23 protein-coding genes are annotated in these 22,251 nt (G+C 72.5%); 11 read left to right on the plus strand and 12 right to left on the minus strand.

Annotation, left to right across the window (positions count from 1 at the left end; genetic code table 11):
* Positions 1-140: 140 nt before the first annotated feature.
* The 3 genes from AC3RJ6_RS06565 to AC3RJ6_RS06575 all read left to right on the plus strand — a co-directional run bounded on the left by AC3RJ6_RS06565 (position 141) and on the right by AC3RJ6_RS06575 (position 3,343).
* A complete protein-coding gene (locus AC3RJ6_RS06565) occupies positions 141-1,589 on the plus strand; it encodes a Gfo/Idh/MocA family protein (RefSeq protein ID WP_491426119.1) in 1,449 nt (482 codons plus the stop codon).
* 22 nt (positions 1,590-1,611) lie between these two features.
* Positions 1,612-2,715 (plus strand): discoidin domain-containing protein, encoded by a 1,104-nt coding sequence (locus AC3RJ6_RS06570; protein WP_491426121.1) that lies wholly within the window; start codon positions 1,612-1,614, stop codon positions 2,713-2,715.
* 145 nt (positions 2,716-2,860) lie between these two features.
* Positions 2,861-3,343, plus strand: a complete 483-nt coding sequence (locus AC3RJ6_RS06575) for a helix-turn-helix domain-containing protein (RefSeq protein ID WP_491426122.1) — start codon at positions 2,861-2,863, stop codon at positions 3,341-3,343.
* Here the strand turns inward: AC3RJ6_RS06575 and AC3RJ6_RS06580 are convergent.
* From AC3RJ6_RS06580 to AC3RJ6_RS06590, 3 genes are all read right to left on the minus strand, one after another.
* Positions 3,325-3,954 carry a ClpP family protease gene (locus tag AC3RJ6_RS06580; protein ID WP_491426123.1) on the minus strand — a complete coding sequence of 210 codons (630 nt, stop codon included), beginning with the start codon at positions 3,952-3,954 and terminating at the stop codon, positions 3,325-3,327. The genes AC3RJ6_RS06575 and AC3RJ6_RS06580 overlap by 19 nt on opposite strands.
* Positions 3,951-4,571 (minus strand): ClpP family protease, encoded by a 621-nt coding sequence (locus AC3RJ6_RS06585; protein ID WP_491426124.1) that lies wholly within the window; start codon positions 4,569-4,571, stop codon positions 3,951-3,953. Before AC3RJ6_RS06585 ends, AC3RJ6_RS06580 begins: the two co-directional genes overlap by 4 nt.
* Positions 4,572-4,693: 122 nt before the next feature.
* Positions 4,694-5,218, minus strand: a complete 525-nt coding sequence (locus AC3RJ6_RS06590; RefSeq protein ID WP_491426126.1) for a MarR family winged helix-turn-helix transcriptional regulator — start codon at positions 5,216-5,218, stop codon at positions 4,694-4,696.
* A 101-nt stretch (positions 5,219-5,319) separates the two neighbouring features.
* Here AC3RJ6_RS06590 and AC3RJ6_RS06595 point away from each other — a divergent pair, with 101 nt between their 5' ends.
* Complete coding sequence (locus tag AC3RJ6_RS06595) at positions 5,320-5,892, plus strand: NADPH-dependent F420 reductase (protein WP_491426127.1); 573 nt, start codon at positions 5,320-5,322, stop codon at positions 5,890-5,892.
* Positions 5,893-5,954: 62 nt separating this feature from the next.
* On the opposite strand, the gene AC3RJ6_RS06600 is transcribed toward AC3RJ6_RS06595, so the two are convergent.
* Positions 5,955-6,830 carry an MBL fold metallo-hydrolase gene (locus AC3RJ6_RS06600; RefSeq protein WP_491426128.1) on the minus strand — a complete coding sequence of 292 codons (876 nt, stop codon included), beginning with the start codon at positions 6,828-6,830 and terminating at the stop codon, positions 5,955-5,957.
* Positions 6,831-6,907: 77 nt separating this feature from the next.
* Here AC3RJ6_RS06600 and AC3RJ6_RS06605 point away from each other — a divergent pair, with 77 nt between their 5' ends.
* The 3 genes from AC3RJ6_RS06605 to AC3RJ6_RS06615 all read left to right on the plus strand — a co-directional run bounded on the left by AC3RJ6_RS06605 (position 6,908) and on the right by AC3RJ6_RS06615 (position 10,649).
* Positions 6,908-7,603, plus strand: coding sequence for an NUDIX hydrolase (locus AC3RJ6_RS06605; protein ID WP_491426129.1), 696 nt, complete (start codon positions 6,908-6,910; stop codon positions 7,601-7,603).
* A 16-nt stretch (positions 7,604-7,619) separates the two neighbouring features.
* The gene (locus AC3RJ6_RS06610) at positions 7,620-9,080 is read left to right on the plus strand and encodes a phytoene desaturase family protein (protein ID WP_491426130.1); all 1,461 of its coding nucleotides are present in this window, start codon (positions 7,620-7,622) and stop codon (positions 9,078-9,080) included.
* A 114-nt stretch (positions 9,081-9,194) separates the two neighbouring features.
* Positions 9,195-10,649, plus strand: a complete 1,455-nt coding sequence (locus tag AC3RJ6_RS06615; RefSeq protein WP_491426132.1) for a lipase maturation factor family protein — start codon at positions 9,195-9,197, stop codon at positions 10,647-10,649.
* A gap of 15 nt (positions 10,650-10,664) precedes the next feature.
* Here AC3RJ6_RS06615 and AC3RJ6_RS06620 read toward each other — a convergent pair whose 3' ends face one another.
* The gene (locus tag AC3RJ6_RS06620) at positions 10,665-12,047 is read right to left on the minus strand and encodes an MDR family MFS transporter (RefSeq protein WP_491426239.1); all 1,383 of its coding nucleotides are present in this window, start codon (positions 12,045-12,047) and stop codon (positions 10,665-10,667) included.
* A 169-nt stretch (positions 12,048-12,216) separates the two neighbouring features.
* On the opposite strand from AC3RJ6_RS06620, the gene AC3RJ6_RS06625 reads away from it, so the two are divergent.
* Positions 12,217-13,362 carry an AI-2E family transporter gene (locus tag AC3RJ6_RS06625; RefSeq protein WP_491426133.1) on the plus strand — a complete coding sequence of 382 codons (1,146 nt, stop codon included), beginning with the start codon at positions 12,217-12,219 and terminating at the stop codon, positions 13,360-13,362.
* Positions 13,363-13,377: 15 nt separating this feature from the next.
* Here the strand turns inward: AC3RJ6_RS06625 and AC3RJ6_RS06630 are convergent, their stop codons facing one another.
* Positions 13,378-14,736 carry a GNAT family N-acetyltransferase gene (locus tag AC3RJ6_RS06630; RefSeq protein WP_491426134.1) on the minus strand — a complete coding sequence of 453 codons (1,359 nt, stop codon included), beginning with the start codon at positions 14,734-14,736 and terminating at the stop codon, positions 13,378-13,380.
* Positions 14,737-14,798: 62 nt separating this feature from the next.
* The gene (locus AC3RJ6_RS06635) at positions 14,799-15,095 is read right to left on the minus strand and encodes a hypothetical protein (protein ID WP_491426135.1); all 297 of its coding nucleotides are present in this window, start codon (positions 15,093-15,095) and stop codon (positions 14,799-14,801) included.
* 222 nt (positions 15,096-15,317) lie between these two features.
* Between AC3RJ6_RS06635 and AC3RJ6_RS06640 the strand changes: the two genes are divergently transcribed.
* Positions 15,318-16,604 (plus strand): multidrug effflux MFS transporter, encoded by a 1,287-nt coding sequence (locus tag AC3RJ6_RS06640; RefSeq protein ID WP_491426136.1) that lies wholly within the window; start codon positions 15,318-15,320, stop codon positions 16,602-16,604.
* Positions 16,605-16,669: 65 nt separating this feature from the next.
* Positions 16,670-17,431, plus strand: coding sequence for a phosphatase PAP2 family protein (locus AC3RJ6_RS06645; protein WP_491426137.1), 762 nt, complete (start codon positions 16,670-16,672; stop codon positions 17,429-17,431).
* A gap of 91 nt (positions 17,432-17,522) precedes the next feature.
* On the opposite strand, the gene AC3RJ6_RS06650 is transcribed toward AC3RJ6_RS06645, so the two are convergent.
* From AC3RJ6_RS06650 to AC3RJ6_RS06670, 5 genes are all read right to left on the minus strand, one after another.
* The gene (locus AC3RJ6_RS06650) at positions 17,523-18,011 is read right to left on the minus strand and encodes a MogA/MoaB family molybdenum cofactor biosynthesis protein (RefSeq protein ID WP_491426138.1); all 489 of its coding nucleotides are present in this window, start codon (positions 18,009-18,011) and stop codon (positions 17,523-17,525) included.
* 35 nt (positions 18,012-18,046) lie between these two features.
* A complete protein-coding gene (gene moaC / locus AC3RJ6_RS06655) occupies positions 18,047-18,529 on the minus strand; it encodes a cyclic pyranopterin monophosphate synthase MoaC (RefSeq protein WP_491426140.1) in 483 nt (160 codons plus the stop codon).
* Complete coding sequence (locus tag AC3RJ6_RS06660; protein ID WP_491426141.1) at positions 18,522-19,871, minus strand: molybdopterin molybdotransferase MoeA; 1,350 nt, start codon at positions 19,869-19,871, stop codon at positions 18,522-18,524. Before AC3RJ6_RS06660 ends, moaC begins: the two co-directional genes overlap by 8 nt.
* A gap of 90 nt (positions 19,872-19,961) precedes the next feature.
* Entirely contained in the window at positions 19,962-20,627 is a 666-nt protein-coding gene (locus tag AC3RJ6_RS06665) for a DNA alkylation repair protein (RefSeq protein WP_491426240.1), read from the minus strand.
* Positions 20,628-20,665: 38 nt separating this feature from the next.
* Entirely contained in the window at positions 20,666-20,914 is a 249-nt protein-coding gene (locus AC3RJ6_RS06670; protein WP_491426142.1) for a MoaD/ThiS family protein, read from the minus strand.
* Between the two features lie 110 nt (positions 20,915-21,024).
* Here AC3RJ6_RS06670 and AC3RJ6_RS06675 point away from each other — a divergent pair, with 110 nt between their 5' ends.
* Positions 21,025-22,230, plus strand: coding sequence for a ThiF family adenylyltransferase (locus AC3RJ6_RS06675; RefSeq protein ID WP_491426143.1), 1,206 nt, complete (start codon positions 21,025-21,027; stop codon positions 22,228-22,230).
* Positions 22,231-22,251 lie beyond the last annotated feature (21 nt).

Below are 22,251 nucleotides of genomic sequence, written 5' to 3' on the forward strand. Positions count from 1 at the left end.
ACAGGAGTAGTCAACCAGACTGCGCGCTACTGATCGATTCGATCAGTTTTGAATCAACTCTTGACATTGCGTGATCATTCGCGAGAGTGTGCTCCCCAAGTGACCTACCCACTGACGCCAGGAGTGCAACGATGCGTTTCTTGACCAGTTCTCGTGTGCCGACCCGGCCCTCGGCCGGAGTCGAGTCGATGCCGTCGGGCTTCACTCGACGCAATCTCATCGGCGGCGCGCTCGCCGGAGTCGCCATCGCGACGGCCGCGTCCGCGGGCCCGGCCGGTGCCCTCGCGCCCATGCGCGCCTCGGGCGCCAGATCGATGGTGGACGTGCCGTTCGAGGCCGTCGACACCGTCAAGATCGGGCTCATCGGCCTCGGCAATCGCGGCATGGGAATGCTCGGCAGCTGGGTCGCCGTGCCCGGCGCCCAGGTCGTCGCGGTCTGCGACATCCGCGCCGATCGGGCGACTCGCGCCGCCGACCGCGTCGCCGCCGCAGGCAAGGCCCGCCCGCGCGAATACGGCGGCTCGGACACCTCGTTCCAGAAGATGCTCGACACCGAGGAACTCGATCTCGTCTACATCGCGACGCCGTGGGAGTTCCACTACCCGCAGGGCAGGGCGGCGCTCCGCGCCGGCGCGCACGTCGGCGTCGAGCTGCCCATCGCGACCGAGCTCGACGAGCTCTGGGACCTCGTCGACACGAGCGAGCAGACGCGCAAGCACCTGTGGCTGATGGAGAACTGCTCGTACGGTCGCAACGAGCTCGCCATGCTCAAGATGGCCCACGACGGCGTGTTCGGCGACATCACGAGCGGCCACGGCGGCTATCTCCACGACCTGCGCTCGCTGCTCTTCAACGACGGCTACTACACCGACGACTGGCGGCGCATCTGGCACACGAAGAGCGTCGCGAGCTTCTATCCGATGCACGGCCTCGCACCCATCGCCGCGGCCATGGACATCAACCGCGGAGACCGGTTCACGACGCTCACCGCGACCGCCAGTGCACCGCGGGGCCTCGCCGACTATCGCGAGCGCTTCGTGCCGCGCGATCACCGGTCGTGGAAGGAGGAGTACATCAACGGCGACCTCGTCACGTGCATGATCAGCACGGCGAACGGGCGCATGATCCGGGCCGAGCACAACGTCAGCCAGCCGCGGCCCTACAGTCGCATCAACACGCTCGAGGGCAGCCGCGGCATCTTCGAGGACTACGCCGGCAGCGACGCCACCGGCGCCCGCATCTACGTCGAGCCGTTGCACAGCGGTGACACCTGGCGTGGCGCGAGCGCCCTGCGCGCCGAGTACGACCACTGGCTGTGGAAGGACCTCGAGGGCCCGGCGTCGGGTGGCGGCCACGGCGGCATGGACTACGTGCTGCAGTGGCGCATCGTGCAGCTCATGCGCACGGGCCAGGTTCCCGACATCGACGTGTACGACTCGGCGGCATGGTGCGCACCGGTGCCGCTCAGCGTCAAGTCGCTCGAGAACAAGGGCCGCCCGGTCGAGGTGCCCGACTTCACGCGGGGCGAGTGGAAGAAGCTCCGCCTCGGACTCGACTCGGTCCGCACGACCATGCCCGCCGTGGCCTGACGCCGAGAGGAAGGGATCAGACATGTCATCGAAGACCGTTCGGCACGGCGCGCTCGCCGCGCTCGCGCTCGCCTCGACGCTTGCGCTCGCGGCCCAGCCCGCCTTCGCCGACCCATCGGATGCGACACCGGAACCCACGGCGACGAGCATGCCGGCTCCGCCGCAGGTCGCGGAGCCTCCCGTCGCACCCGCGACCGAGGGCGAGACGCCCTCGACGGAGTCGCCGGAATCGCCTGCGACGGAGTCGCCGGACGCAGGAACCGCGGCGCCCGAGGCATCCGGACCCGCTGCGACGGCCGACCCGCGCGCCGCAGCCGCGCCGACGGCCGCCGCCGAAGAGGCCCCCGCCGAGCCCGAGATCGCGGTCTCGATCTCGGAGATCAGCCTCGAGGGGCCCGCGATCCTCGACGTCGAGGTGACCGTGCAGAACGATTCGGCGCAGGCCATGACCAAGGTCGCCGTGTCGTTCGCCGGCCCGATCGGCTGGCAGGTCGTCGCGATCGACGACGACCTCGGGCGGATCGCGCCGGGCGACGAGGAGTCGGCCGCCTTCCAGATCCGCGTGCCCGAGAAGCGCCCCGGGTATGCGCTCCGCGTGTTCACCGCGACCGCCGAGTACCGCGGCGGCGACGGCGCGGGGAGTGCGACCGAGACGGTCTCCATCCCGACCATCCCGCCCATGCCGAATCTCATCGACCAGTCGCGACTGTCGGTCGCCGACGTCTCGAGCGAGGAGACGGTCGCGGAGCACACGCCCGCGACGAACGCGATCGACGGCGACGTGAACACCTTCTGGCACACGGCCTACCGCGACGGCGCCCGCCCGTACCCGCACCACATCACGATCGACCTCGGCGCGGACTACGACGTGACCGGCCTCGAATACGTGACGCGCCAGAACGCGGTCAACGGCCGGATGAAGGACTACCAGGTGTACGTCTCGACGGACGGCACCACCTGGGGCGATCCGGTCGCGACCGGATCGTTCACCGCCGAGCTCGGCCCGCAGCGCGTCGCGTTCGCGGCTGCGGCCGGACGGTACGTGAAGCTCGTCGGCCTGAACTCGGTGGCCGGCAACGCCTTCGGAGGGGCGGCCGAGATCAACATCGGCGGCCTTCCCCGATGAGGGCTCCCGTCTCGGGTGTGAGGCGGTGAGGCGCAGGCGGCGCGGGTTCGGGTCCCGCGTCGCCTGCATCGCCGTGGTCGGCGGCCCGTTCTGCTCTGAGCGGATCGCCCTGTCGCGCCGGGCGGGCCGCGGTTAGCCTCGGGGCATGGGCAAGGTCGTCGAGTTCCCGAAGGTGACGCAGCGGTCGAGGCCGCTCTGGCGCGACGTGCTCGGCGAGGTGCTGCGCGGCGAACGACTCGCGCAGGAGCGCATCCTCACCGAGGTCGCGGCGACCGCGGGGGTCTCCCCGCAGTACCTCTCCGAGATCGAGCGCGGCCGCAAGGAGCCGTCGAGCGAGGTGCTCGGCGCCGTCGCCGATGCGCTCGGGCTCGAACTCTTCGAGGTCGCGCACCGAGTGGGCGAGGTGCTCGGGGCCCGTCATGAGGCCGAGCGGCTCGAGGCCGAACGGCGCGAGCGCCTCGACACCGAACGGGCGTTCGCGTTCCGGGCCGACGCGCCGGCGCGGCATCCCGCCGTCGACTCCGGCACCGTGCTGGTGCTCGACCTCGAGGGCGTCTCCGGCGCACCCGCCGACGGCGGCGCGACCGTCGTCGCACCGCCCGGCGGCGTCTACCTGCTCGCGGCGTAGGCGCCGACGCCGGCGCCGACCGGCACGCGTGCCGTCAGCACGTGGTCGGCGAGCCCGTACTCGACGGCCGCCGCCGCCGGCAGGATCAGGTCGCGGTCGGTGTCGTGCCGCAGCGTCGCGACGTCGTGCCCCGTGTCGGCGGCGAGGGCCGCCTCGAGCTCTGAACGTACGCGCACCACCTCGTCGGCGTGGATGATCAGGTCGGGGATCGTGCCGCGCCCCTGCGTCGACGGCTGGTGCAGCACCACCCGGCCGTGCGGCAGGATGGCGCGCCGGCCCTTCGCGCCGCCCGCGAGCAGCACCGCGGCCGGTCCGCCCGCCTGGCCGACGCACGTCGTCGCGACGTCGGGGCGGATGTGCTGCATCGTGTCGTACACCGCGAGCGCTGCGCCCGGCGAGCCGCCGGGGGAGTTGAGGTAGAGGCTGATCGGGGTGTCGCCCGACTCCGACGCGAGATGCAGGAACTGCGCGATGAGCACGTTCGCGACGCCGTCGTCGATCTCGGTGCCGAGGTACACGATGCGCTCCGAGAGCAGTCGGCTGTAGACGTCGAGCGAGCGCTCGCTGTTGCCGCGGCGTTCGACGACGTACGGGATGGTGTAGCTGGTCATGCGGGCACTCGCAATCCGGTCTGGGGCCGCGCGGCCCTCGGGAACATCTCGTCGAAGCCGTCGACGACGCGGTCGATGAAGCCGTAGTCGACAGCCTCTGCGGCGGTGTACCAGCGGTCGCGCAGCGAGTCCTCGGCGATCTTCGCGATGGGCTGGCCCGTGTTCTCGGCGGTGATGCCGAGCACCGTGTCGCGCGTGTACCGCAGGTCGTCGGCCTGCAGCTCGACGTCGACCGCCGTGCCGCCGATGCCGGCCGATCCCTGGTGCATGAGGATGCGCGCGTGCGGCAGCGCGAACCGCTTGCCCGGCGTGCCGGCGCTCAGCAGGAACTGGCCCGCGCTCGCCGCGATGCCGTAGGCGATCGTCGCGACGTCGTTCGGGATGGAGCGCATGAGGTCGGCGATCGCGAGCATCGCCGACACCGATCCGCCGGGCGAGTTGATCCAGAACCGGATGTCGCGGCGGGGGTCGTCGCCGGCGAGGGTGACGAGCTGCGCGCACAGGCGGTTGCCGCCCTGCTGGTCGAGCTCGTCGCCGAGCACGATGATGCGTTCGTGGAAGAGCCGGGCGGTGAGCTCGGCGTCGATCGGCTGGATCGCCGGGGTCTGTTCGCTCATGCCCCCAGCCTGCGCGCCATCGGCGCGCTGCGGGCCGGATGCTGCTGTCGGCAGTACTGCTCTCGGCAGCGCCCACCGCTGGTCGATGGGCGCCGACGCGGAGCGGCGACGTGTCTCGAAACCTACCCGGCGAGCTCGCGCGCGACGGGCCCCTCGCTGTACTGGCACGAGGTCGCGCTCAGCCGCTCGTCGGGGTCGAGCTTCGAGAGCACGGCGCCCGCGATCACGTAGAGCTGCTCGAGCTGCTCGGGGGTGAGCGCGTCGAGCACGTTGGCCCGCACGGTGCCGACGTGACCGGGTGCGGCGTCGGCCATGAGGTCGAGGCCCGCCTCGGTGATCGTGGCGTTCGTCGCCCGGCGGTCTTCGGGGCAGGGGAAGCGGCGGATCAGCCCGCGCTCCTCGAGGCGACGGGCGACGTGCGAGAGCCGGGGGAGGGTCGCGTTCGTGCGCGAGGCGAGCTCGGTCATGCGCAGCGTGCGCCCGGGCTCGTCGGCGAGCGCCATGAGCGCGACGTACTCGAAGTGGGTGATGCCGGCGTCACGGAGCAGCTGCGCGTCGAGCGCACCGGGCAGCAGTTCGGCGACGGCGATGAGTCGCACCCACGCCGCCGATTCCTCCGTGCTCAGCCACTTCGTGTCGTCGGTCATGGCCCCAGTCTACCGCAATGGTTGACGAGACAACTGAATTGGCGTACAGTAATGGTTGTCGAAACAAGTAATCGCGTCGAACGGCGCGGGGAGGAAAGACAATGACGACCGTCAGCATCATCGGGAACGGCAACATGGGCCAGGCCATCGGCGGCATCGTGGCCGCGGGCGGCAACAGCGTCGAGGTGCTCGGCCGCGACCTCGCGCAGCCCGTCACGGGCGACATCGTCGTGCTCGCCGTGCCGCACTTCGCGATCGCCGAGATCGCCGAGGCCCGCCGTGCCGAGCTCGCCGGCAAGATCGTCGTCGACATCACCAACCCGCTGGACTTCGAGACCTTCGACTCGCTCGTCCCCGCGTCCGACAGCTCGAAGGCGGCCGAGCTCGCCGAGCTGCTGCCCTCCTCGCGCGTGCTCAAGGCGTTCAACACGAACTTCGCAGCGACCCTCGCCTCGAAGTCGGTCGGCGAAGAGGAGACCACGGTGCTCGTGGCCGGCGACGACGCGGTGGCCAAGCAGGCCCTCATCGACGTCGTGCGCGCCGGCGGCGTCAAGGCGATCGACGCCGGCGCCCTCAAGCGCGCCCGTGAGCTCGAGTCGATCGGCTTCCTGCAGCTCACGCTCGCCGTGCAGGAGAAGATCGGCTGGACCGGCGGCTTCGCTGTCGCGGCCTGACCTCCGCTCCGTCACGCTCGAAGGGCCCGGTTCCGCACGGAACCGGGCCCTTCGCGTCGGGGTCAGCCGCGGTCGCGCAGGTACCTCAGCTGCGCCCGCATGGATGCCTCGGCGGCACCCCGCACGGAGGCGTCGATCTCGGCGTAGACGACGTCGGTGACCTCGCCGACCGAGGCGGTCGCCGCATCGGAGCCGAGCCGTGCGAGCGCGGCGCGCACCTGGTCGAGCCGCTCGGCCCGGTGCGCGAGGTACGCGTCGCAGATCGCCGCGAGGTCGGGCAGCTCGGGGCCGTGGCCGGGAAGCACGGCGACGGGGCCGGGGGCGCCGAGCGCGCGCAGGCGCTCGAGCGAGTCGAGATACGGCCCCAGCGCCCCGTCGGGGTCGGCGATGATCGTCGTCCCGCGGCCGAGCACGGTGTCGCCCGTGAGCACCGCGAGCGGGCGCACCGGTTCGACGTCGGCATCGGCCGCGGCATCCGCGCCCTCGAACACCGCTGAGCCGGCACCGGCCTCGCCGAGCAGCGCGAAGCAGACCGAGTCGCGCGTGTGCCCGGGCGTGGCGACGACCTCGAGCTCGAGCCCGGCGGCCGTGATGCGCTCGCCGTCGACGAGCGGGTCGGCGTCGCGGCAGAAGGCGGGGTCGATCGCGCGCACCGGCGCGCCCGTCATGCGCGCGAAGGCGTCGATCGCCTCGGTGTGGTCGGCGTGGTGGTGCGTGATGAGCACGAGCTCGACCGGCAGCGCGGCGAGCAGTTCGAGGTGCCCGGCGTCGGCCGGGCCCGGGTCGACGACGATGCTCGACCTGGCGCCCGGCGCCTGCAGCACGTAGCTGTTCGTGCCGTCGAGCGTCATGGGGCCGGGGTTGGGCGCGAGCACCGCGCGCGCGAAGCGCGACGGCCCCGACGGATCGACGTGCGGATGTGCGGCGGGCTCCTCCATGTCGGCAGTGTATCGGCGGCGGCGGCCCACGCCCGATGCTCTGGCCCACGTGCCGACGACCGGCCTAGGCTGAAGGGATGGACAGCGTGCCCGAGTCTCCGTCCACTCCCGTCACCGTCGCAGCACCGCCCATCGCCGGGTCGGCAGCGACCGTGGTGCTCCTGCGCGACGGCGAGCTCGGCGTCGAGGTGCTGCTGGCCGAGCGGCCGAGCGACCGCGGCTCGTTCGCGGGCGCCTGGGTGTTTCCGGGCGGCGCGGTCGACGACGACGACCTGCACGGCGACGCCCGCGACGGCATCGACGCCGCCCGGCGAGCCGCCGTGCGCGAGGTCGCCGAAGAGGTGGGACTCGTGCTCGACGCGGCAGAGCTCGTGCCGTTCGCGCGATGGACTCCGCCGAAGGGCGCGCCCAAGCAGCTCACGACCACGTTCTTCGCGGTGCGCGTGCCCGACGGCGAGTTCCGCCTCGCCGCCGACGAGGTCGTCGCCGTCGACTGGCTGCGCCCCGCCGATGCCCTCGAACGCCACGCCGCCGGCGCGCTCACGCTCTGGCCGCCGACGTGGGTCACCCTGCACGGGCTCACCGCCGCCGACTCGGTCGATCACGCGCTCGCCGCGTTCGCCGCGGGCGAGGTGCTCGAGTACGTGGCGCGCCGCGACGACGCCCGGCGCATGGTGCTCTGGCAGGAGGACGACGAGGTCGCCGGAGCGCGGGGTCACCGGCACCGGCTGCTCATGGATCGCCTGCCCTGGGTCTACGAGCGCGAGTTCTGAGCGTGGTGTTCTGACCGTGGTCGACGTCACCGTCGTGGGGTCGGGGCCGAACGGCCTCGTCGCCGCCGTCCTCGCCGCACGCGCCGGGCTGTCGGTGCGCCTGCTCGAGGCGGCCCCGACGCTCGGCGGCGGCGTGCGCACCGCCGAGCTCACGCTGCCCGGCTTCCGGCACGACGTGTGCTCGGCGGTGCACCCCGCGGCGCTCGCCTCGCCGGTGTTCCGCCGGCTCGGCCTCCTCGACGGCCCGCACGCCCCCGAATGGATCGTGCCCGACGTCTCGTACGCCCACCCGCTGCCCGGCGGGCGGGCCGGCGTCGCCTGGCGCGACCTCGATCGCACCGTCGACGGCCTCGGCGCCGACGGCACGGCGTGGCGGCGGCTCGTCGCGCCGCTGCTCGCCCGCGAGCGCGGGGTCGTCGCGTTCACGGGGTCGCAGCTGCTCCAGATCCCGCGCGACCCCGTCGCCGCGGTGCGGTTCGGGTTGCGCGCGCTCGAGCAGGGCACCGCGGCGTGGAACTCGCGGTTCAGCGGCGACGTCGCCCCGGCCCTGTTCACGGGCGTGGTCGCCCATGCGGCGGGCGGCATGCCGTCGCTCGCCTCGGCCGGCGCGGGCCTCCTGCTCGCGATGCACGCGCACGGCGTCGGCTGGGGGCTCCCCGCGGGCGGTTCGCAGGCGATCGCCGATGCCCTCGTCGCCGAGCTGCGCGAGCGCGGCGTCGAGATCGAGACGGATGCCGCGGTGCTGAGCCTCGACGAGGTCGGCGACTCCCGGGCGGTGCTGCTCGACACGTCGCCCGAGCTGCTCTTCTCGGCGGAGCTGCCGCGTCGCTACGAGCGGGCGCTCCGCCGCTACCGATACGGCTCGGGCGTCGCGAAGGTCGACTTCGCGCTCGACGGCCCGGTGCCGTGGGCGAACCCCGCCGTGCGACTCGCGCCGACCGTGCACGTCGGCGGCAGCCGACGCGAGATCGCACTCGCCGAGAACGCGGTCGCGCGCGGCCTCCAGCCCGGGGTGAACGCAGGAGTCACGGGGCACGGCGGTGCACCGAGGCATCCCTACGTGCTCGTCTGCCAGCCGAGCGTCGTCGATCCCTCGCGCGCGCCCGAGGGCAAGCACGTGCTGTGGGCGTACACGCACGTGCCGGCCGGGTCGACGCTCGACGCGACCGAGCTCGTGACCGCGGAGGTCGAACGCTTCGCGCCCGGATTCCGCGACGTCGTGCTCGCCTCGGCGGCCAGCTCGGCGGCCGAGGTCGGCGCCTACAACGCGAACTACGTCGGCGGCGACATCTACTCGGGCGAGCTCTCGTTCGCGCAGCTCGTCAAGCGTCCGGTCGTGTCGACCGCCCCCTGGCGGACGCCCGTCGACGGCGTGTACCTGTGCTCGAGCGCGACACCGCCGGGGCCCGCGGTGCATGGCATGAACGGGTGGTACGCGGCGAAGCTCGCGCTGAAGGAGCGGTTCGGCATCCGCTAGCAGGAAGGTCGGTCGAGTAGCGACGAAGGAGCGTATCGAGACCACTCCGTCGGTGGTCTCGATACGGCGCTTCGCGCCTACTCGACCCACCCTGCCCGGGCGTAGCGTGGAGGCGTGGACTGGACCGCCTGGTTCGACGCGAACGACTACGAGGTCGCCCGCCAGGTGCTGCAGCGCGGCGTCGCGGTGCTCGCGGTCGTCGCGTTCACCTCGACGCTGAGCCAGTTCCGGCCGCTGCTCGGCGAGCACGGTCTGCTGCCGGTGCCCGCCCTGCTGCACCGGGCGAGCGCGCCGGGCGCGCGGCTGCGCGGTCCGACGGTGTTCCGCTGGGGGTACTCCGACCGCGGGCTCGTGGCCGTCGCCGTGGCCGGAGTCGTGCTCGCGGCATCCCTCGTCGTCGGCCTGCCGCAGGCCGGGCCGCCCTGGCTGCCCCTCATCGTCCTCCTCGCGCTGTGGGTGCTGTACCTCTCGATCGTGAACGTGGGCCAGACGTTCTACGGCTTCGGCTGGGAGATGCTGCTGTGCGAGGCGCTCTTCACGGTCGCGTTCCTCGGCTCCGACCAGGTGCCGCCGCCGGTGACGATCGTCGTCGCGGTGTGGTGGCTCGTGTTCCGCCTCGAGTTCGGGGCGGGAATGATCAAGATCCGGGGCGGGCGCGAGTGGCGCGACCTCACCGCGCTCATGTACCACCACGAGACGCAGCCGATGCCGGGCCCGTTCAGCCGCCAGGCGCACCTGCTGCCGCCGTGGTTCCATCGCGGCGAGGTGCTCGGCAACCACTTCGCGCAGCTCGTCGTGCCCTTCGTGCTGTTCGTGCCGGGGCCCGTCGGGTCGGGAGCGGCGGCGATCATCATCCTCACGCAGCTGTGGCTCATCGTCACCGGCAACTTCGCCTGGCTCAACTGGATCACGGTCGTGCTCGCCGCGTCGGCGATCACCGACCCCGTCTGGCACTGGCTGATCCCGGCTCTTCCCGAAGACCTGAGTGCGGATGCCTCGGGCTCGCCGCTGTGGTGGGTGATCGTCGTGCTCGCGGCGAGCGCCCTGATCGTGGTGCTCAGCTGGTGGCCGCTGCGCAACCTGTTCGCGCATCGCCAGCTCATGAACGCGAGCTTCAACCGGTGGATGCTCGTCAATGCCTACGGCGCGTTCGGCACGGTCACGAAGCGTCGCATCGAGATCGTCGTCGCCGGCACGCTCGACGAGGTGCCCGACGACGGTGCGGCGTGGCGGGAGTACGCCTTCAAGGGCAAGCCCGGCGACGTGCGGGCGTTGCCGCGTCAGTGGGCGCCCTACCACCTGCGGCTCGACTGGCTGATGTGGTTCCTGCCGCTCGGCCGCATGTGGGAGCCGTGGTTCGGCGTGTTCCTCGAGCGACTGCTCGCGGCCGACCCGCCGACCCTCGCGCTGCTCGCCCACGACCCGTTCGACGGGGTGCCGCCGAGGTGGGTGCGGGTGCACGCGTACCACTACCGCTTCGCGACGCGCGCCGAGCACCGCGCGACGGGCGACCGCTGGGTGCGCACGCTCGAGGCCGAGGTGATGCCGCCCGCCGGGCGCTGGGACTGACGCCTGCGAGCGGACTCAGGCGGCGGTGGACGCCTCGGCGGGGCGGTGCTCGATGTCGTCGACGCGGGCGCGCGGCATCGCGACGGCCGCGATGATCGTGAGCACCGCCGCGACCGCGACCGCGAAGAACACCGCCGCCGACGCCGCCTGGATCGCGACGGGGGAGTGCTCGCCGAGCCCGGAACGCGCGATGACGCCGTTCGCGACGGCGCCGAAGATCGCGACGCCGACCGCGCTGCCGACCGAGCGCAGGAACATGTTGGCGCCGGTCACGACGCCGCGCTCCTCCCACGGCACCGACGACTGCGCGGCGATGAGCGTCGGCGAGGCGATGAGGCCGAGCCCGAGTCCGACGATGAAGCACGCGATCGCCGTCGTCACGACGTTCGGCGCGAACGACGCCGCGACCAGCGCGATGCTGCCGAGCACGGCGATCGCGATGCCGATGAGCGCGGTGTTCTTGAACCCGATGCGCAGGTAGAGCCGGCCCGAGTTCGACGCCGAGATCGGCCAGCCGAGCGTGAGCGCGGCGACGGCGAGGCCCGAGACGATGGGCGTCGCGTCGGCCGTGACCTCGAGGAACGTCGGCACGTACGACGTGAGCCCGATGAGCACTGCGCCGACGCCGAGCGAGATGAGCGAGGTCGTGACGATGAGCCGGCGCGAGAAGACCCAGAGCGGCAGCACCGGCTCGGCCGCGCGCAGCTCGATGAAGACGAACGCGACGAGCAGCGCCCCGCCGAGGCCGAAGGCCACGAGGCTCTGCCACGAGTACCACGCCCACGCCTGGCCGCCCTCGAGCACGCCGAGGATGACGAGCGTCAGGCCGATCGTGAGCACGATCGAGCCCGTGATGTCGATGCGGTGCTTCTTGCGCTCGAACGACTCGTGGTACGCGCGCCACAGCATGACTCCCGCGATGATGCAGAGCGGGATGTTGATGAAGAAGATCCACCGCCACGACAGGAACTCGGCGAACACGCCGCCGAGCGTCGGGCCGAGCACCGACGACGCCGCCCAGACGCTCGCGATGTAGCCCTGCACCTTCGCGCGCTCGCGCACCGTGTAGATGTCGCCCGTGATGGTGATGGACACCGGCATCACGGCGCCCGCGCCGAGGCCCTGCACGGCGCGGAAGACGATGAGCGACGTCATGTCCCACGCGAACCCGCAGAGCACCGACCCGACGAGGAAGAGGGCGATGCCGACGAGCATGATGGGCTTGCGGCCCACCGTGTCGGCGAGCTTCGCGTACACGGGCACCGAGACCGCCTGCGCGAGCAGGTAGATCGAGAACAGCCACGGGAACTGCGCGAACCCGCCGATGTCGCGCACGATCGACGGCACCGCCGTCGCGAGGATCGTCGAGTCGATCGCGATGAGCCCCGTCGCGAGCATGACCGCGATGAGCACGGGCCCTCGCTCCGACCGGAATCCCACACCTGCTGCGTCGCCCACGCCACTCCCTTCGCGGACGGCGCGCGCACGCGGCATCCACAGGGTGCAATCGCGCGACGGGGCCGTTTCATTCCCCGGGGATGCCCCGTGCCGGCCGTACGGTCGGAACATGAAGCCTTTCGGCACGTCCGCATCGCGCCGCCGCGACGAGTCCGCCGCGCCCGCGAGCCCGGCGTCGACGTCGACGACCGTGGAGCCCGCCCAGCTGCCCGAGTTCCGCGTGCGGGCGTTCCGCATCGGGTTCACCGCGACCCTGGGCGTGCTGCTCGCGCTCCTGCTCGGCGGCATCGTCGGGCAGCTCTCGACGGTCATCCTCTACGTCGCGCTCGCGCTCTTCCTGGCCCTCGGCCTCGACCCCGCGGTGAGCTGGATGCAGCGCAAGGGCCTGCCCCGGTGGGCGGCGATCCTCATCGTCATCGCGGTCGTGATCGGGGTGTTCGTCGCCCTCATCGCGACGATCGTGCCGATCGTGATCAACGAGGGCTCGAAGATCGTGAACGACTGGGATCGCATCGCGTTCAACCTGCAGCACAACGACTTCATCACGTGGCTCAACGACATCACGGGCGGCGACGCGGTCGCCCAGGCGATCGCCGCGGTCGGCGACTGGCTCAGCGATCCGGCGAACATCGGTTCGCTCGGCGGCGGCATCCTCGCGGTCGGCGCGGGCATCGCGGGCGGCTTCACGGGCGCGATCATCGTGCTCATCCTCACGCTCTACTTCCTCGCGTCGCTGCGTGCGATGAAGCGGGCCTCGGCCCGCTTCGTGCCGGCCACCTCGCGCCGCGGCTACCTCGACGTCGCGGGCGACATCACCGACGCGGTCGGACGGTACGTCATGGGGCAGGTCTCGCTCGGCGCCGTGAACGGTGTGCTGAGCCTCATCTACCTGACGATCATCGGGGCGCCGGCGCCGATCCTGCTCGCGTTCATCGCGTTCCTGTGCTCGCTCGTGCCGCTCGTCGGCACGCTCACGGGCGCGATCATCATCACGCTCGTGTGCCTGACCGCCTCGCCGGTGACCGCGCTCGCCGCGGGCATCTACTACCTCATCTACATGCAGATCGAGGCCTACGTGATCAGCCCGCGCATCATGAACCGGGCCGTCGCCGTGCCGGGCGCCCTCGTCGTCATCGCGGCGATCGCCGGCGGCACGCTGGGAGGGGTGCTCGGCGCGCTCGTCGCGATCCCGGTCGCGGCGTCGCTCATCATCATCCTCGAGAAGGTGGTGTTCCCGAAGCTCGACGCCCGTTAGCCGTCGCGGCGGGGCTCAGAACCAGATGCTGAGGTGCGGGGTGCGCGGCGACGCGAAGAGGCGGTCGGCGAGGGCGAGCGAACCCGGGGATGCCTCGACGATGCGCCCGGCCCTGGCGAGCAGCGACGGCGTGACGTCGCCGAGGTAGATCGCCGACAGCTCGGCGACGCCGAGCCGGAGCCCCAGCCCCTGCGAGGGGCGCGACCGTCGTGCGGCGCGGGCCGAGGCATCCGTCGAGCCGGGTTCGGCGCGCCGCACCTCGGCGTGGCCCTTCGCCGAGAACTCGATCTCGAAGCGGCCGGCCGCGTAGCCCTGCGGGTCGTCGACGTCGAGCACGAGCGAGCCGCTGCCCGAGTACCGGCGCGCCTCGAGCGCGGCGACGGGGTCGAGGATGCGCAGCCAGAGGTGGTCGGAGACCTCGCCGATGTCGATCGCGCGACGGTCGGCGACGAGCCACGGCAGCGGCTCGTCGATCGACCTGAGCCGTCCGCGGATCTTCGAGACGAGGTCGTGTTCGATGAGGAATCGCCACAGCGCACGTTCGGCCTCGTCGGTCGCGGCGGCGAGGAAGTCGAACTCGAGGACGACCTCGTGCGTGCCCGCATCGGGGCGCATGCGGAACACGACGAAACCCTGCGGCTGGTCGTGGCGGTCGTCGTAGCGGGCGACGCGGATCGACCGCGACCGCTCGCTGTCGGGGTCGTGCGTGCCCAGCACGCGGTCGAGCAGGCCCGGCCAGCGGTCGATCTCGCCGGGCGTCCGTGCGACCGCGCGGCGTGCGATCGCGGCCGCGGCGGTGCGCATGACGGCGGGCGCGACGAACTGCACCCGGCCGGGCTCGGCCGGCGCCGTCCACTCGACCCGGCGACGATCGACCTCGATCGTCGCGATGCGGGCGGCGGGTGCGTAGCCGTACCGTCCGTAGAGCGTGGCCTCCGAGGCCGTGAGCATCGCGAGCGCGGCGCCGGCGGCCTGCGCGTTGCGCAACTCGGCCTCCATCATCGCCCGGGCGATGCCGCGACGGCGATGCGTCGGCGCGACCGTCACCGAGGCGACCGCCCAGGCGTCGACGCTGCGGCCGCCGGGCACGCTGAGCCCGCTCGGCCAGCACGCCGCCGTCGCGACCGGGATCTCGGGCGCGTCGATCGTCGGGTCGTAGACGCCGATGACGCGGCGATCGGCGATCACCGACAGTTCGCGGGCGAGCTCGGGTGCATGCGCGCGGTTCTCGTGGAAGCCGCGGCGGTCGGCCTCGACCCACGCCTCGAGCGCGGCGCGATCGTCGCGGTCGACGACGCGGTACTCGAGGCCCCGGGCCGCGAGCGCGGCCTCGGCCTTCGGGTCGAGCGGGATGTCTCGCAGATCGAAGGGCACCGATCCAGCCTACCGACGAGGAGCGCCGGGCGGCCGGACGGGTGCGGTGTCCGCGGCCGTCGTCAGTGGGCCTTCGGCCGGTGCGGACGGCCGGGGTCGTTCGAGGCGAACCGGCCGTGCCGCTCGGAGGGGTCGTGGACCTCGGGGTGCTCCTCGGTGGAGGTGTAGCTGCCCACCTCGCTCTCGTCGTCGTCGACGCCGGCTCCGCTCGTGTAGGCGCCCGCGACCGTGCGCAGGTGCGGGGGCGCGTCGTCGGACTCGGTGTACGAGCCCTCGGTCGGGTCGGCGTCTGGATCGACCGCTCCGGCCGCCGCTTCGCCGGTCGGGCGGTTCGGGTCTTCGCGCTCGGAATCGGACATCTTCGCTCCCTCGGTCGGTGCTTCGGGGCGCCGTCTCTCGGCGACGTCGTCGATCCCGAGTCTACGCTCGCGCGTTCCGCGCGACCCGTGGTCGGAAGCGACCCGCATCCGTTAGAATCGAGTCTTCTCGAATCGATTCGAGACCGGCGTCCGAGGGCGTGCGCCGCGGCATCCCCGTTCTTCCCGCACCGCTGCATCGCAGCGCTCGAGCCCAGGTATCGCATGTCCGCCACGAGCCCCATCCCCATCGTCCGCCCAGATGACACCCGGTCGACGCCCGTCGTCTCGACGCACCCGGGCGACCTGCTGTCGAGCCGGCAGCGCCTCGTCTATGTGCTCGTGCTCGGCGCGCTCACGGCGCTGGGCCCGTTCACGGTCGACCTCTACCTGCCCGCCTTCCCCGTGCTGCAGGACGAGTTCGGCGTCTCGGCGGCTGCGGTGCAGATCACGCTCACGGGCACGATGATCGGGTTCGGCTTCGGCCAGCTGATCGTCGGCCCCTGGAGCGACAAGGTGGGCCGTCGGCTGCCGCTCATGCTCTCGACCGCACTGCACATCGCGGCCTCGGTCGGGGCGGCGCTCGCCCCCGACATCGCGTGGCTCGCGGCGTTCCGCCTGCTGCAGGGCTTCGGCGCGGCGGCGGGCGGCGTCGTGGCGATGGCGATGGTGCGCGACCTGTTCGGCGGCAAGCCGCTCGTCAAGATGCTCTCGCGGCTCGCGCTCGTCAACGGACTCGCGCCCGTGCTCGCGCCCGTGATCGGCTCGCAGCTGCTGCAGGTCATGGACTGGCGCGGTGTGTTCTGGGTGCTGGCCGGCTACGGCGTCGTCGTCGTGCTCTGCGTCGCGTTCCTCATCGTCGAGACGCTGCCGCGCGAGCGCCGGCACGTCGCCGGGCACTCGACGATGCGCGACCGGTACGCATCGCTCTTCCGCGACCGGGTCTACCTCGGCGCGGCGCTCGTCGGCGGCATGGTCTTCACCGGCCTGTTCGGGTACCTGTCGACCTCGTCGTTCCTGTTCCAGGAGGTCTACGAGTTCACCGCCCAGCAGTACGGGCTGCTGTTCGGCGTCAACTCGATCGGCATCATCATCGGCGTGCAGACGAGCTCGCGCCTCATGCGCGGACGCGTCGCGCCGCAGTGGATCCTCTCGGTCACGACGCTCGTCCTGTTCGGGTCGGCGATCGCGATCGGCGTGCTCGACGTGACAGGTGCCGGCCTGTGGGGCACGATCGTGCCGCTGTTCCTCTTCATCACGGCGTGCGGGTTCTCCTTCCCCGCGGTGCAGATCCTCGCCCTCGCGTCGCACGGCAGCGAGGCCGGCACGGCTGCGTCGCTGCTCGGTGCGCTGAACTTCGGGCTCGCCGGCCTCATCTCGCCGCTCATCGGACTCATGGGCGTCGGCAGCGCGCTGCCGATGGCGATCGTCATGACCGGAGCGGCCGCCGTCGCGATCATCGGCCTGTGGGCGCTCGTCCGCCCGAAGACCGTGCCGCCCCTCACCGACTGACGGGTCCCGCCGACCCGGTCGCGCCGCTGCCGCGCGCGATCGTGCGCGCGGGTTAGCGTTGGTGGATGCAGGCGGCGAACACCATCGAGGAACAGCATCGGGTCGCCTCGGTGCGACGGGTCCGGCGGCGTGCGCCCCTCATCGGCGGCATCGCCGCGCTCGTGACCGCGACGCTCCTCGGATTCGTGATCATGGTGCGCAACGGCGGCGTGCCGTTCCCGGTCGACGAGGAGTGGGTCGAGGAGATGCTCTCGCTCCGAGGCCCGGTCGGCGACGTGTTCGCGTATTTCATGAACGCGCTCGGCGGTGGGGTGATCGGCGTGTTCATCGTGCCCGTCGGCACGGCGATCGTGCTGCTCGTGCTGCGACGCCCGTGGGCGGCGTTCTACTTCATCGTCGCCTCGGCGGCGAGTGCGGGCGTCGTGCAGCTGCTCAAGACGTTCTTCGGCCGCGCCCGGCCCGAGGACATGATCGTCACCTCGGACTTCGGTTCATTCCCGTCGGGGCATGTGGCGAACGCGGCGACGATCGCCGTCGCGATCGGCGTCATCGTGCCGCGCCTGTGGGTGTGGGTGCTCGGCGCCCTGTACACCGTGCTGATGGCGATCAGCCGCACCTACCTCGGCGCGCACTGGCTCAGCGACACCGTCGGCGGCGCGCTCGTCGGCGCGGGCGTCGCGCTCGTGCTCTGGGCGGTGTTCGCGGTTCCGCTCGAACGCGAACGGCTCGACTGGATCGCCCGACTCTCCGAACGCAACGCCGCGGAGGCCCAGCGGCACGTCACCCCGCCGCGCTCACCGCGCGAACGCACTCCGCCGGTCGAGTAGCGCCCGACGAAGGAGGACGCGTATCGAGACCACGCACGCGAGGTCTCGATACGCTCGTCGTCGCTACTCGACCGGCGGAGAACGTACGTGGCTACTCGCCCGGTCGCGCGTGGTCGCCGCCAGCGAGCTGGTCGAGCACGTGGTCGAGCACCTCGTCGAGCAGTGCGAGTCCGTCGCGCACACCGCCGCGCGAACCCGGCAGGTTCACGACGAAGGTCGACCCGGCGACCCCCGCGACGCCGCGAGTGAGCAGCGCGGTGGGCGTGGTGGCGGCGCCGCGGCGGCGCAGCTCCTCCATGAAGCCCGGCAGCTCGCGATCGAGCACGAGCGCGGTCGCCTCGGGCGTGAGGTCGGTGGGCGCGAGCCCCGTGCCGCCCGTGGTCACGACGACCGCCGGAGCCGCGTCGATCGCCCGGCCGAGGGCGACGGCGAACTCGGCACCGTCGGCGACGACCACGGGCCCGGCCACGTCGAATCCCCGTTCGGCGAGCCAGGCTGCGATGACCGGCCCGGTCAGGTCGTCGTAGACGCCGGCCGCGGCGCGCGTCGACGCGACGAGCACCGTTGCGGCACGAGGCATCCCGCTCGCCGAACCGAAGCCCGCGGCCGCGCCGCTCATTCGCGACTCCAGTCGCCGCTCTTGCCGCCCTCCTTCGCGAGCACCATGATGTCGCTGATCACCGCGCGGTTGTCGACGGCCTTGATCATGTCGTAGAGCGTGAGCGCCGCGACGCTCGCGGCCGTCAGCGCCTCCATCTCGACGCCCGTCACGCCCTTCGTGGTCGCCGTCGCGACGACGCGCACCCGGTCGCCGTCGGCCGTGATGTCGACGTCGAGCTTCGTGAGCGGCAGCGGGTGGCAGAGCGGGATGAGCGCCGAGGTCTGCTTCGCCGCCATGATGCCCGCGATGCGCGCGGTGCCGATCGCCTCGCCCTTCGGCAGGGTGCCGTCGGCGATCATCGCGACGACCTCGGGACGGGTCGTGAGCACGGCCTGCGCGCTCGCGATGCGCTTCGTGGTCGCCTTGTCGGTGACGTCGACCATGTGCGCCGACCCGTCGTCGCGCAGGTGGGTGAGGCGGGGCGGGGTGTCAGTCATCGATCCTCCAGACGTCGACGAGGGAACCGGCCGGCAACGCGTCGACGCCGACCGGCAGGTGCACGAGCACGGTGGCGTTCGCGTACGCGTGCAGCAGGTGGGAACTCGGGGCGCCGACCTCGACGGCACCGTCGCCGTCGACGATGCCGCGACGCACCTGGTGCCGCCGGCCCGGGGAGGTGACGTCGTGCGCGAGGCGCAGCCGCGCGCGGTGCCGGTCGGGTGCGAGCCCCTCGAGGCGGCGCAGCACCGGCCGCAGGAACAGCTCGAACGACACGAGCGCCGATACCGGGTTGCCCGGGAACGAGACGACGGGCACGCTCACGGCGCCGCCGGTGCGGGATGCCTCGGGCGAGGCATCCTCGTCGACCTGCAGGGTCGCCGTGCCGAGCCCCTGCGGTCCGCCGGGCTGGATCGCGACCTTCGTGAACTCGACGCCGAGCGGCTCGAGCGCGTCGCGCACGACCTCGAAGGCTCCGGCGCTCACGCCGCCCGTCGTGACGACGAGGTCGACCGGCGTGCCGGGCGCGCCGTCGCGGGGGCGGAGCGAACGGGCGATCGCCGCCCGCACCTCGTCGGGCTCGTCGGGGGCGACGACGTCGACCACCTCGGCGCCGCACTCGCGGAGGGCCGCGCCGAGCATCGCGGTGTTCGCGTCGTGGATCTGGCCCGGGCGCAGTGTCGAGCCCGGCGGCCGCAGCTCGTGCCCGGTCGAGAGCAGCAGCACCCGCAGCCGGCGGCGGACCGCGACCCGGGTGAGGCCCGTTGCGGAGATCACGCCGAGCTGGGCGGGCCCGAGGCGCGAGCCCGCCGCGAGCAGCAGCTCGCCCGTGGCGACGTCGCTGCCCGCTGCTCGCACGAACTGGCCGTGCGCGACGGGCGCCGTGAACGCGACGACCGAGCCGGCGGGAGAGTCGTGCCGGCCACCGCCGAGCCCGATGAACGCCGGCGGGTCGGCCGCTTCGATCTGCACGACGGCGTCGGCGCCGCGCGGAATCGGGGCGCCCGTCATCACCGGCGAGGCGGTGCCCGGCGCGAGGTCGAAGATCGCGTCGCCCGCGGCGCTCGTCGGGCCGACCGGCAGACGAACGGGAGCACCGGGGCTCGCGGCGGCGAGGTCGGCGGCGCGCACGGCGTAGCCGTCCATCTGCGAGTTGTCGAAGCCGGGCAGGTCGGTGGGGGAGACGAGGTCGCCCGCGAGCACCCGCCCGAGCGCGTCGGCGACGTCGACGGTGTCAGCGCGCGTGGCGATCCCGGTGTCGCCGGCCCCGGCGGAGAGGCGCGCGGCCAGCGGATCGAGCAGCTCGTGCACGGCGCGCTGGTGTTCGGCGTAGGTGCGCATGCGGCCTCCTGCTGGTACCTCGTCTGCGGGTGCTTCGTCGCCCAGTGGGCAGTGTAGTCGCGGGGCGCGCGGGCGGCGCGGGGTGCAGGCCTACGCGCTCGCGCCCTGCCGGCGCACCATCTCGCCGATCCACGCCGGAGCGTAGGGCGACGTGCAGTTCGGCGGAGTCGGGTAGTCCTTCAGCACCTCGAGCCGCTCACCGATCGCGAGGGCGCGCGCCCGTTTCGCGGGGTGGTGGATGCCGATCATCGCGAGGCAGGTGTTCATCTCCCATTGGAGGGGCGCCGCGGCGCCCTGCATCTCGCGCTCGATGACGTCGAGCAGGGCGTCGAGGTCGACGAGCTCGGGCTGCTTGGCGACCACGTCGGCCGTGAGCGCCCAGCCGGCAGCCGCGACGTGCGGGTCGGCGTCGTCGAGCCAGGCGAGCCGCAGCGCTTCGCGGTGCGGGCTCTTCTTGACGACGTAGTTCACGAGCCAGTCGCGCACCTTGGCGGCGCGCGCCTCGCGCAGCATCGCGTCGAGCTCGGCGGCGTCGAACGACTTCGGCTTCGCGACGAGGATCGCGACGAGCCGCGCCGCGGTGTCGTCGGTCGCCCACAGCTCGAGCGCGAGCTCGTGCTGCGTCGTGAGCTCTTTCGCGACCGCGCGCAGCTTCGTGAGGTTCACGCCGTGGTCGTCGCCGTGACGCTCGTTCACGGCACGCATCTTGGGGTCTTCGAGCGCAGCGAGGCGGGCCAGCACGTCGGCGGCGGTCATCGCGGTGGCCGTGCCGGTCGCGGTCGTATCGCCCACGGTCACCCTCCCGCGAACGGCGGCAGGATGTCGACCGTCGCCCCGACGGGGTGTGCGGGGTCGCGGCGCACGGTGCCGTCGACGAGGAACGAGCCGCTGCGCAGCACCCGCTCCATCGCGAGGCCGTAGCGCCCGACGAGCTCGTCGCGCAGTGCGCCGAGCGTCGCGCCGTCGGCGATCTCGAGGCGCTCCTCCTCGACGCCGGCCGCCTCGGCGGCCGCCGCGAAGTACCGGACGGTCACGGGGGGCATGCGTCGATGGTACCCCGGCGCGGCATGCCTCGGGGCCGTCGCATCCACAAAACGAAATCGAATATCCACTGAACGGAAGGCGTCGAACCCGCCCTGCGTAGAATTGGTGCATGCCATCGACGCCCGCTCCTGCCGCGACGCAGCGCCCCGGCGCAGCCCGCCCGGCCCCGCTCGTCGAGCCCGCACCTCCGCTGACTCCCGAGCGCATCGCCCGGTACAGCCGGCAGATCATGCTGCCGGGATTCGGCGAACTCGCCCAGCGACGGCTCGCGGCTGCCCGCGTGCTCGTGATCGGCGCGGGCGGCCTCGGTGCGACCGTCGTGCCGCTGCTCGCCGCGACCGGGGTCGGCACGATCGGCATCGCCGACGACGACGACGTCGAGCTCTCGAACCTGCACCGTCAGCTCGGGCACGGGCTCGCCGATATCGGCCGGCCGAAGGTCGACTCGCTCGCCGACACCGTCGCGGCCACCGACCCCGAGATCCGCGTCGTGCGCCACCGCGAGCGACTGACTTCGGCGAACCTCGTCGAGCTCCTCGCCGACTACGACCTGCTCGTCGACGGCAGCGACAACTTCCCGACCCGGTATCTCGCGAACGACGCCGCCCTCCTCGCGGGCGTGCCGCTCGTGTGGGGGTCGATCCTGCGGTTCCACGGCCAGGTGAGCGTCGCCTGGCACCGCGAGGGCCCGACGTACCGCGACCTGTTCCCGGTGCCGCCGCCGCCCGACGAGGTGCTCTCGTGCGAGCTCGGCGGCGTGCTGCCCTCGCTCTGCGTGACCGTCGGCGCGCTCATGGCGGGCGAGATCGTGAAGCTCGTGACGGGCGTCGGCACGCCGCTGCTCGGCCGGGTCACGACGATCGACGCGCTCACGGGCCGCACCCGCGAACTCGCGTACGAGACGATCGCCGATGCGCCCGAGATCACCTCGCTCGTCGACTACGAGCTGTTCTGCGGGCTCGAGCCGGGCGTGGAGCACGGGGCCGACCACGAGGCATCCGACCCCCGCATCTCGGCCGCCGAACTGCTGCGCCGCCTGCGCGAGGGATCGCCGATGCGGCTCGTCGACGTGCGCGAGCCCGCCGAGGCCGAGCTGCGTCGCATCGACGGGTCGGAGCTCGTGCCGCTCGGCGACCTGCTCATGGGCGCCGAGCCCGCAGACGGCGACGGCGCCATCGTCGTCTACTGTGAACGGGACGTTCGCTCGCGCCGCGCGGCGCGAGCGCTCGCCGACCGGGGCCACGTCGACGTGACGTACCTGGCCGGCGGCATCGACGGCTTCGCCGCCGTCGCCTCGGAGTTCGTGCGCCGATGACGGCGCCGACCAGTCGGAAGC

It is taken from the genome of Agromyces cucurbitae (genome assembly GCF_058349945.1).